The sequence below is a fragment of the bacterium genome (assembly GCA_021372515.1).
Classification (GTDB): domain Bacteria; phylum Gemmatimonadota; class Glassbacteria; order GWA2-58-10; family GWA2-58-10; genus JAJFUG01.
The window spans coordinates 1-11,063 of sequence record JAJFUG010000172.1 but is presented as its reverse complement, the minus strand read 5'-3'; the positions used below and the strand labels follow the sequence as shown (position 1 = coordinate 11,063).

General features: G+C 62.8%; 7 protein-coding genes. 5 read left to right on the top strand and 2 right to left on the bottom strand.

What is annotated here, in order from left to right; translation table 11 throughout:
• Positions 1-301: 301 nt before the first annotated feature.
• Positions 302-1,534 carry an HD domain-containing protein gene (locus LLH00_15790; protein ID MCE5272743.1) on the bottom strand — a complete coding sequence of 411 codons (1,233 nt, stop codon included), beginning with the start codon at positions 1,532-1,534 and terminating at the stop codon, positions 302-304.
• A gap of 209 nt (positions 1,535-1,743) precedes the next feature.
• Complete coding sequence (locus tag LLH00_15785; GenBank protein ID MCE5272742.1) at positions 1,744-2,400, bottom strand: response regulator transcription factor; 657 nt, start codon at positions 2,398-2,400, stop codon at positions 1,744-1,746.
• Positions 2,401-2,831: 431 nt separating this feature from the next.
• Here LLH00_15785 and LLH00_15780 point away from each other — a divergent pair, with 431 nt between their 5' ends.
• The 5 genes from LLH00_15780 to LLH00_15760 all read left to right on the top strand — a co-directional run bounded on the left by LLH00_15780 (position 2,832) and on the right by LLH00_15760 (position 10,534).
• Entirely contained in the window at positions 2,832-3,443 is a 612-nt protein-coding gene (locus LLH00_15780) for a response regulator (protein MCE5272741.1), read from the top strand.
• Positions 3,444-3,777: 334 nt separating this feature from the next.
• Positions 3,778-7,206 (top strand): PAS domain S-box protein, encoded by a 3,429-nt coding sequence (locus LLH00_15775; GenBank protein MCE5272740.1) that lies wholly within the window; start codon positions 3,778-3,780, stop codon positions 7,204-7,206.
• 630 nt (positions 7,207-7,836) lie between these two features.
• Complete coding sequence (locus tag LLH00_15770; GenBank protein ID MCE5272739.1) at positions 7,837-8,754, top strand: helical backbone metal receptor; 918 nt, start codon at positions 7,837-7,839, stop codon at positions 8,752-8,754.
• The gene (locus LLH00_15765; GenBank protein MCE5272738.1) at positions 8,751-9,542 is read left to right on the top strand and encodes an ABC transporter ATP-binding protein; all 792 of its coding nucleotides are present in this window, start codon (positions 8,751-8,753) and stop codon (positions 9,540-9,542) included. Before LLH00_15770 ends, LLH00_15765 begins: the two co-directional genes overlap by 4 nt.
• Positions 9,539-10,534, top strand: coding sequence for an iron ABC transporter permease (locus LLH00_15760; GenBank protein ID MCE5272737.1), 996 nt, complete (start codon positions 9,539-9,541; stop codon positions 10,532-10,534). Before LLH00_15765 ends, LLH00_15760 begins: the two co-directional genes overlap by 4 nt.
• The last annotated feature ends 529 nt before the right edge of the window (positions 10,535-11,063 follow it).

The window sequence follows — 11,063 nt, the reverse complement described above, 5'->3', positions numbered from 1 at the left end:
ATTAAGACTCCGTAAACACTTAAGATTGACGCAGAGTCGCGGTTTGGACGAGTTCGCGGCCCCCGCTGGCTTTGCTGCTTTGGCCGAAACCAAAGCAGAAATGAGACGGTCAGCTTCAAACTGCAAGTTCCTAACCGGACATTGCTGGTCTTGCCCGAAAGGACATAAAAACCCTTATGCACTGTGGCTATTTAGTTCACTCAAAGACCTGAATCTCAGGGCCGCCCTGATTCAGAGGCATAGCCACATTCATGAACTGCCCCGGCCTGGGGCAGCTCCAGGGACATCGCTGTGACAGGCGTCAGTCGCGGTTCTGTTTGTTCAGGTCGTGCAGACGGTCGGTGAGGTTGGAGCACTTGAAGTAGGATTTCATCTGGCCGCCGGGGGTGATTATCTCGATCTTCACCTGGCCCATGAACTCGCACGAGAATCCCGGCTCCAGGCTGTTGCGGCAGTAGATGGTCCTGGGCAGGGCGTTGCCGCCCAGGTGCGGGTAGGCCACCGAGCATTTGTAGGGGCAGGTTTCCAGGATCGAGCGCAGTTTCTCCTCGTAGTTCTCCACCAGCACGCTGTCCAGGGCGAACATCCCGGCCAGCGTGGTCACCGCATCCCAGGTGAACGCTTTCCCGCGGGTCAGCTTGACCAGCGCGGTGAGCACGTTGAGCAGTCCGGTGCGCTGTCGGAGTTTCTCCCCGGCCAAGTGCACCTGCACCGGAGTGAAACTGAACCTCACCCGGTAGGGCATCAGCGAGATCATCTCGTCGACCAGGTCGGCCAGGTACATGATCAGCCCGGTCTTGCTGGGCGGATTGTCGAATTCGATACGGTGGTGGGAGGAGATCAGCGAAATGATCTCGCTGCGCGTGTGCGGCAGCAGGTTCACGTTCTGCTCGGCGAACAGGCGCGCGGAGTGGTCCTGGTGCTCGCGGATGAATTCCTCCAACTCGACCGAGCCGGTGTCGTCCAGCTTTTCCAGCTCCGGCCAGAGCTTCGAGCGCAGCATGCCCATGTCGTGCAGGGAGGCGGCCATGCCCAGGTTGACCAGTGAAACGATGGACAGGCGCATGCGCAGGCCCAGGCTGATCGCCAGCAGGCAGACCCGGATGCTGTGGTCCATGATCTGCTCGACCCGGCTGTTGCCCCTGGTGCGGTTGAGCTGCAGAGAATAAAGGTTGGTGATGATGTCCGGATTGGAGACGATCTTGTCCATCACGCGGAGGACTTTTTCGCGTAACTCCTCCGCGCCCATGAAATTGGGGTAATCCTTGCCGCTGGTGATTGTTTCCGCGATCCGCGCGACATGCCCGTCCAGGATGGACTTGAGATGTCCCAGGGTTTTTTCGTCGGCCTTCACCTGAACCCGGTTCGGATCGGGGCTGAGCTGCGCGGAAAACTTCTGGATCGACTCGATTACATCCTCGTTCAGACAGCCGCCGTTCAATTCCTTCCGGGTAATAAGAAAGCTTCCGGCGCGCAGCCGGATATCCTCCAGTAACTCCATGCCCGGTATGAGATCATCCACGAGTATCTGCAAGCCTGCCTCACCTGAATCCCGTTCCTGTTCGCTTTCCCGTACCTATCATATCTGTCGATCACATTCGGACTGCGGCGGACGACCACTCCATATGCTACCAGACCCAGACTGGCAGAGCAATAGGGAATACTCCGATTTTATGCCACGGATTATCTGGCAATTATTATGAATAGCTGGCGTTAGACCAAAGAGGGTCTGGAAGGGGGGAGTCAGGCATCCAGGGCCGCCAGGTTCATTCGGATGGCGAGCTTGGTCAACTCGGCCACACTGTGAATACCGGTCTTGTCCATGATGTTCTGACGGTGGGATTCCACGGTCTTGATACTGATCCGCAGGGACTCCGCGGTCTGACGCGTGGACCTGCCCGCCGCGATCAACTGGAGCACCTCACGCTCACGCCGGGTCAGGCCGGATTCCGCGCAGGTGCAGCCGTAAAACGAAAGCTGACGGAGATAATCCTCCACCACCGTCACGGTCACCATGGAGCAGAGATACTTGCCCCCGGCGACCACCGATCTGAGGGCCAGATCCAGCTCATCGAAGGAGCAGTCTTTCATCAGGTAGCCCGCGGCGCCGGCCTGAAGCATGCCTACGATCGAGCGGCGGTCCGAGTGCATGGACAGGGCCACCACCTTGACACCGGGCACTTCCTTCAGGATTTGGCTGGTGGCCTCGATCCCGTTGAGCCGCGGCAGGGTCAGGTCCATGACTACCACATCCGGGTGCAGTTGAACGGCCATTTCAACCGCCTTTTTCCCGTCGTCAGCCTCGCCCGCCACCTGCAAGTGCGCCAGTTTTTCGATCAGCGCCCGTAGCCCATCGCGCACTATCTTGTGGTCATCCACCAGCAGAACGCGGATAGGCATCCATACTCCTCCTTGAACCCGTCTCAGCCGATCCCTGACAATCAGGCAGGATGAACACCCTGCAACTTATCAGCAATATCAAATATAACATCCTTTTGGTCATTCGGGAAAGAATTCTAAGCACGCGCCCGCACCTCCACACGACCTGGCTCCGGGGGTGAAGCTCCGGAAAGTTAACAACGCATGGCGCATAACGCAAATATGTGTTATGTTGAAATTATTACGGATATACCCGCTTTCTGACAGATTGTCGTTCCCCGGCGAGCAGGCCGGCGCCTGGGCGGGCATGAGCAGGAAGGGAGGACTCTGGCATCGGGGAATCCCCTAAAAATATGGATAATCACGATAAAACGGCAAGATTACTTGACAAAAAAAAAGGTCGGATTTAAACTTCGGCAGTTATCCACCCAATCATGGAAGGATTATGACATATGCGCGATCTGCTCACCCCCCGAGAGTTGGCCGAGCTGTGCGGGGTCTCGCCTGACACGGTGAGGTCCTGGTGTTTCCGCAAACAGATCAAATTCGCGACCACACCTGGAGGTCACAAGCGTTTCCGCCGTCAGGACGTCCTCGAATTTCTGAAGGAACGCGGATTTCCCATCCCCCAGACAGACAAAATTTCACCGATCAAGGTGCTGGTGGTGGACGATGAGGAAGGCTTCCGCAAAAGCCTGGTCGGAGCGCTGCAGAAAGAGACCGCGTTCAACGTGAAGGAAGCCGCGGACGGTTACGACGCCGGCCGGATGATCGGCGAGTTCGACCCGGACGTGCTGATCATCGATCTGGTCATGCCGGGAATAGACGGGTTCAAGGTCTGCCGGGACATCAAGAACCGGGAGGAAGAGGAACAGTGCCGGATAATCGCGGTGACCGGGTATCCGGATGAAAATATTTTCAAGCGGGCCCGCGAGTCCGGAGCGGATGAATGCCTTTCCAAGCCGCTGGATGTGACTACGCTCATCGACCTGATCCGCAGCCAGTTCCAGGCTCCGGCTCCGCGCCGGGCGCGCGGCCGCCGGGCACGCCGTAATATAGGTTGATCTCTGACCGACCGTGGTCACGGGTGATTCCACCGGCGCTGCCAGCCAGGGCAGGCAGGCCCTGTGACGTCGGCGTCTCCGAAACGAGCCGGTATCGACCGCTCCGGATGGACAGTTCATATTTACCCCCCCCCTCCCAAACCGGAGACGCAACAGAGCCGGTCCCCTAAGATTCCGTGGTTGTGTTTATCGATCCAACCCCATATTGTTACAGTCTGTATGAGTACCCGACCGGGCAGGCGGCCCGGTCCGGGCCGCCTGCCTGAACAGCGGGAAACGCTGACAGAGCAGAGCACCACACCTTCCCAGCAGTTCCACGAGATCGGAAAAGCGAATGCCCCCGCGCGAGACCGAAATCGAGAGGCTGAAACAGCAGGTGCGGATTCTGGAGGAACAGGCGCGCCAGGGGCGGGAAGCTCTCGAGCGCCTGGGACGGGTCCAGAAGCTGTACGAAGATGTTGTGCACCTGAGTGATCTCAACTCGCGCAACATATATTTACTGCAAGCCGCGATCAACATGCCCCAGCTCTACCTGGACCGCCAATGGCGGATCATGGGGTATTCCATCGACTTCCTCCTTCTTTTCGAGGGCATCGCAGAACTCAGCCGCGAGCATCGCCACCTGGCCGACTTTCTGGGCGCGGAGGGCTTCAGCCGGATCGAGGACCATCTGGCCCGCCTGAGCACCCTGGAACAATTGCCCTACGATGAGGGCGGGGACTGGAACCTGGTCTACCAGGGGCCGAACGCCGGCGAAGCGGTCGGACGGGACTGGGTCCCGTTCCAGAACGACCCCCACTGGGGGCTCGAAACCCGTGGAGGCCGGGTCTGCCTGGTGCATCAGTCGCACATGGAGGACTTCAAGGACTGCTACCTGATGAGCGCGGTCGAGTACGGCGACAGTGTCAGCGACCTGAAAGTGACCTACCGTCTGCGGACCCCCGAGCAGGATGAGCTTCTGCGCGACATCTCCCTGGTGATTTCCAGCGAGTCCGGCCGGGATGGAATCCTGCCTGACATAGTCGGGTATTCCATCTGCACGGCCTCCCACGGCAACATCATGGCCCGGATCCAGAAACAGGCCGCGGACATCGTCTCACAGCCCGAAAAACTGGATCCCGGCGCCGAGTACGAGGTCACGGCGGAGCGCATCGGCGGGCGGATCAGCCGGCGGCTGATCTGTCTGGCCGATGGATCGCAGGCCCCGCCGCTGGTCTGCTACGACTCCAGCCCGATCTACGACCGCCACCACCACCTCGGCTTCTCCACTTTCGCGGGTCAAGCCGAGATATTCGACATCCGGATTTACACCCGCCCCTCGCGTTTCCGTATCGAAAACCTGCGCCTGGATTTCTATGCAGAGCTGAACCTCAAGGAGCCTTCGCTGGCCGGACGGATTTTCCGTCTGCGCCTGGGCCCGACCCACGAGCTGGGAGAGTCTTTTCAAACGCTCCTGTTCGAGGACATCACCGCTCGCAAGCAGATGGAACTGGCCCTGTCCCAGAGTGAGGAGCGCTATCGCAGCCTGGTCGAGATGATAAACGACGGGATGGCGCTGCTGGATGAGAACGGGCGGACCACCTTTGTCAACCGGGCCCTGTGCGAGATGACCGGTTATTCCAAGGAGGAATTGCTCGGGAAATCGCCTGAATTCAGTTTCGATGAGGCGGGACGCGAGGCTTTCCGCAGTAATTTCGACCAGCGCCGGCTGGGCTCCAGCACACCCTACGAGGTGGGAATAACAACCAAAGAGGGGGCCCGCCTCCACCTGCACGTCAACCCGCGGGCGCTGTTCGACGCGGAGGGCGTTTTCCGGGGCAGCGTGGTGGTCCTGCGCGACATCACCGAGCGCCGCCGCACCGAGGAGGCGCTCCAGCGCAGCCGGGCGCAGATGCGGGCCGTGATCGACGCGATCAAGAGCCGGATCATCTTTGTCAACGACAGCCTGGAAATCGTCCTGGCCAACCGTTCCGCCGCCCGCGACCTCGGCCGTCCCCCGGAGGAGCTGCCCGGCCTGAAATACTGCGAACTCTGGTGCAGCCACGGGGAGGACTGCGAGCAGTGCCTTCCGCGCAAGACCCTGGCCAGCGGATCGAGCCAGCAGGCCACCCGGTTCGTGCCGGGCCTGGACCGGAGGGTGCTGGACATGCGCAGCGACCCGGTCTACAACCACGTGGGCGAGTTGCTGGGGGCGGTGATCATCATCGAGGACATCACCTCGCGCAAGCGCGCCGAGGAACTGCTGCGCCAGAGCGAATCCCGCTACCGCCTTCTGTTCGAGAACGCGGGCAACCCGATCCTGCTGGTGGACTACGATGGGGTGCTGCAGATGCTGAACAACCTGGCGGCCGGGTACCTGGGGGGACAACCGGAGCGGTTGGTGGGCCGCTCGATCTTCAAGGTGATGCCGCAGAGCTTCGCCCGCAAACGCCTGGAGGTCATCCGGCGGGTGATCGAGGAGGGCAAGCTCCAGGTCGAGGAATTCCAGCTCAACCTGGAGGGCGGGCGGCGCTACTGGTTCAAGGCCATCATCCAGCCCTACGGGTTCGCCAAGGGGATCAACTGCGCACAGATGATCCTGCACGACATCACCGAGCTCAAGGAGGTCCAGCGGGCCCTGAAGAAAGAGCGCGACGGTCTGGAGGTACGGGTCTCGGAGCGCACGGCCGAGCTGAGGCAGTCGGAAAGCCGTCTCCAGGAGCGGCTCAAGGAGCTGACCTGTCTCTACAGCATCCGCCAGGAATGCAGCCGGGCCGGGGCGCCGGATGAGACCCTGCGCTCCTGTTGCCGCCACATCCGCGATTCGCTGTCTGATCCCGAGGACAAGCTGGTCAGCCTGAGCCTGGACGGGCGGCAGATAAGCCCGTCCGGAGACGCCGCGCGCCAGGTGATGACCGGGCTGGAATGCGAGCTGTCGCCCGGGGGACGGAAACGGGGCGTGCTGAAAGTCTGTTCCCTGCACGGCAAAGGCGAATTCCTCCCCTTCGAGCACGACCTGGTGCAGCAGGCCGCCGCCTGCCTGGCCGATTTCATCAGCAACCGCGAGCTGGAGGACCAGCTCCTGCAAAGCGAAAAACTGGCCGCCGCCGGGCGTGTGGCCGCCGGGGTGGCCCACGAGATCAACAACCCGCTTGGCGCGATCAAGAACGCCCTGTACGTGCTGCGCCACGCCGTGGCGCCCGAGCACCCGGACTATCATTACCTGGGCATGATGGACAACGAGGTGGACCGCATGGCCTCGATCATAGTCCAGCTTTACGACCTGTACAAGCCCTCCTCGCGCGAGCACCAGCGGATCGATCTGGTCGAGCTGGTCGGCAGCGTGCTCAAGATGCTGGGCACCAAGATCAGCCGTCAGAAAATAACCGTCCACACCGTGTGCGGGCGGAAAGACCACTACCTGTTCCTGCCGCGCGACCAGGTGATCCAGGTGCTCTACAACATAATCCTCAACGCCGTGCAGGCCATGCCCACCGGCGGCGAGCTGACCCTGAGCTGCCACGGCGCGGCCGACAGTCACGAGCTGTCGATCCAGGACACCGGACCCGGCATCCCGGATGAGGTGCTGCCGCGCATCTTCGAGCCGTTCTTCTCGACCAAGGCCGGCGACCGGCTCCCCGGCCAGGGCATGGGCATGGGCCTGTCGCTCTCGCGCTCGATCATGGAGTCGCTGGGCGGCAGCATCTCGGTGGCCACCCGGCCGGGCCAGGGGACCACGTTCAGCCTGCATTTTCCACCGCCCCAGGACAAGAGCGCCGGATAGAGTTTTTCTGCTTCGTTTCGTCGAAAGCAGCAAAGCCTGCGGGGGCAGATACAAGACACAGACATGAGCCCTCAAGGGGCACGGCATGCCGTGCCCGGAAAATCTTTTCGTCCTTTCGGTCTTGCCCAGCAATGTCCGGTTAGGAACTTGCAGTGAGAAGACGAAAGACTCTGTTCTGCTTTGGTTTCGGCCAAAGCAGCAAAGCCAGCGGGGGCCGCAAACTCGTCCCAACCGCGACACTATTTCTAACTATTGTGTTCGCTAAGTATCGATTCCGCTCCCGCGTTGCAGCGGCGGCGCTGCCGCGCAATCGCCGCCAAACTATAGCAATCTGTCCAACCGCGCCTTTTCCTGCACGATTACACGCTGCCCTGGCGGGAGGCTCAGACATGCGCGGCCCCTTAAAGCAACTGAAACGATCCAGTGGTCGTTAGAGTTATACGCCCTCTGACCGATTCCTTTCCCCTACCCTCTGGCATTTAGTCAGATTACGGTTACCGGGATCATAGTGTAAGGCGCCGTCTTCGGTCTAAAGCCGCTGGCAGGGTTTCAACAACCGCCCGATTCGATTATATTTCCGCCTGCGCCGGAGAAACGCCGTCAAATTGCACGCCCCCCGCGGAGGACGAGATGAAACGCGGCCTGTTGATAGTCTGTGTCGCCGCGGCCAGCCTGGCCCCGGCCGCGTTGAGCCGTCACGCCCCGGGCGCTGTTCCGGCGCGGAGTGACGCGGGACGCGAGCCGGCCACCCGGCTCATCTCCATGGCCCCCAGTGTCACCGAGGTGGTGTTCGACCTGGGCCTGGGCTCCGAGCTGGCCGGGGTGACCCGCTACTGCGACTGGCCCCCGGAGGCGCTGGACAAGCCGCGTATCGGCGGCTACCTCGACCCGAACTACGAGGCGATCCTGGCCCTTCAGCCCGGGATGGTGCTCCTGCTGAGCGAGCAGGCTTCCCGGCGGCCGTTTTTCGCCGAGTTGGGCATCCCCACCCTGATCGTTAACCACAGCAGTGTAGGCGGGATACTGAATTCAATCACGGAGATCGGCCGGGCCTGCGGGGCCGACTCGACAGCAGAGCGACGGGTGAGCGAGCTGCGCGCCCGGCTCGACCGGGTGCGCAGCCGTGTGGTGGGCCTTGCCCGGCCGCGGGTGCTGGTCACCGTGGGACGGGGCCTGGTGCAGGGCGCCCTGGGCGACATGTACATCTCGGGCCGGGACGGCTACTACGACCAGTTGATCGAGCTGGCCGGCGGGACCAACGCTTTCCGCGAGCGCACCGCCGCCCTGCCCTCGATCTCGGCCGAGGGCATCCGCGAGCTCGACCCGGAGGTGATCGTGGAGATGGTCCCCGAACTGACTCCCGGTGGGCCCACGGCGCAGGATTTCATCGACTCCTGGCAGGACATCGCCCGCGGGGTGCCGGCGGTGGAGCGGCGCCGGGTCTACGTGTTCACCGGGACCTGGGCCGTGCGCCCAAGCCCGCGTTTCATCGACCTGCTGGAGCGGCTCGCGGCGGTGATCCACCCCGAGGCCGTGGCGCTGCAATGAACGATTCCACCGCGATAAAGCTGGAACAGTTCTCGTTCCGCCTGGGCGGGAGCACGATCCTCGACCGGGTGAGCACCGCGGTCCCGGCGCGGGCGTTCCTGTCGGTGGTGGGGCCGAACGGCGCGGGCAAGAGCACCCTGCTCAAGTGCCTGAACCGTATCCTGCCCGCTCCGGCCGGGATCAGCCTGGATGGCCGGCCCCTGGCCAGCTACACCCAGCGCGAGCTGGCCCGTCTGGTGAGCTACGTGCCCCAGGCGGATGGCCGCCCGCTGCCGTTCACCGTGGAGGAATTCGTGGCCATGGGACGTTACCCCTACCTGACCGCCCTGGCCGGCCTTTCGGCCCATGACCGCCAGGTGGTGGCCGAGGCGCTGGAGCTGACCGGCAGCGACAGTTTCCGCGGGCGAGTGTTGGGAAGCCTTTCGGGCGGCGAGCGCCAGAAAGTGCTGATCGCCGCGGCCCTGGCCCAGGAGGCCGAGATCATGCTGCTGGACGAGCCGGCTACGTTCCTGGACTACGGTCACCAGGTGGAGGTGCTGGCCCTGTTGGGGCGGCTTAACCGCGAGGCCGGCAAGACAGTGGTCATGGTGACCCACGACCTGAACACGGCCCTGGAAAGCTGCGACCGCGTGCTGGCCCTGCGCGGCGGGCGGGTGGCCTATGACGGCGCCCCGGGGGGGCTTCTGGACCCGGCCCGGCTGGAGGAAATCTACCGCACCGGCTTCAGGTTCGTGCCCCAGCCGGGGCGCGAGCTGCCGCTGATCCGCCCGGAGGGCCTGCCCGGATGAAACGACCAGCCGCCCTGCCCCTGATTGTCATCCTCTCCCTGGCCGTGACAGTCGCCGCGCCTTTTATCGGGCCGAGAGAGCTGCCCCTGCAGAGTATCCTGCACCCGTTCTCCGGCTCGGTGGAGTCGGAAATCTTCTGGCGCATCCGCACCCCGCGAGTGCTGGTCGCGTTCCTGTCGGGGAGCGCCCTGGCCACGGCCGGGATGGCGTTCCAGGCGATGTTCCGCAACCCGCTGGCAACACCCTTCACCCTGGGCGTAGCGAGCGGGGCCTCGCTCGGGGCGACCCTGCTGGTGGGCCTGGGCCTTTCGTTCAGCCTGCTGGGAGTGCCGGCCGGCTCGTTCGGGGCCATGGCCGGGGCGCTGCTGGCCATTTTCCTTGTCTACTCTTTCACCCGGGCCAGGCAGGGCTTTTCCACCTCCACCCTGCTGCTTGCCGGGGTGGCGGTGAGTTTCTTCTTCTCCAGCCTGATCCTGTTCGTCCAGTACATGAGCGATTTCACCAAGAGTTTCCAGATACTGCACAACCTGATCGGGGCGATCGAGGTGGTGGGTTACGGCCAGGTGTACCAGCTCCTGCCTTTCGCCGCCACTGGCGTGGCGGTGATCGTGCTGCACAGCCATGAGCTGAACCTTCTGGCCACGGGCGAGGACCTGGCCGCCAGCCGCGGGGTGAACGTCGACAGCTCCAAGCGGGTGATCTTTTTCGCCGCCTCGCTGATGGTGGGCGGGGTGGTGGCGGTCTGCGGGCCGATCGGGTTCGTGGGCATGATGACCCCGCACATCTGCCGCCTTCTGCTGGGCCAGGACCATCGCAACCTGAGCGCTGCCGTGGTGGCGTTCGGCGGAGGCTTCCTCACCCTGTGCGACACCCTGGCCCGCACCCTGATCGCCCCGGCGGAATTGCCCGTGGGGGTGATCACCGCGCTGCTTGGCGGGCCGTTCTTTTTCTGGCTCCTGCTGACCGGCTCGGCCGAACGGGGAGTAATCTGAGCCAGCCGCACGGGGGGAAACCGCTCCCTGGACCGCTGGCTTCATGTTCTCTCGGCCGTAACCAAGGGAAAATTAAAGCCTTCCGGGCACGGCACGCCGTGCCCCTACGATAGAAAGACTCGCCTTTTGTAGGGGTGAACCTTGTATTCGCCCGGCATGTCTTTCCGTCCTTTCGGTCTTGCCCAGCAATGTCCGGTTAGGGAGTTGCAGTGAGAAGACGAAAGACTCTGTTCTGCTTTGGTTTCGGCCAAAGCAGCAAAGCCAGCGGGGGCCGCAAACTCGTCCAGACCACGCCTCCGCTTCGATCTTAAGTGTTTACGGAGTGTTGATACCGCTCGCGCGATGCAGCGGCGGCTCTGCCGCAAATCGCCGCCGCGCTGTGCGTCAATTTCAGCCCCGGCCGTTTCACGTTCGATTACACGCTGCCCTGGCGGGAGGCTCAGACAGGTGCGGCCCCCCAAGGCAACAACGGCGGCCTGTCAGCCGCACGAGGCTTGGCTTTAACCCAGGATCGAGTCATTCCGATACG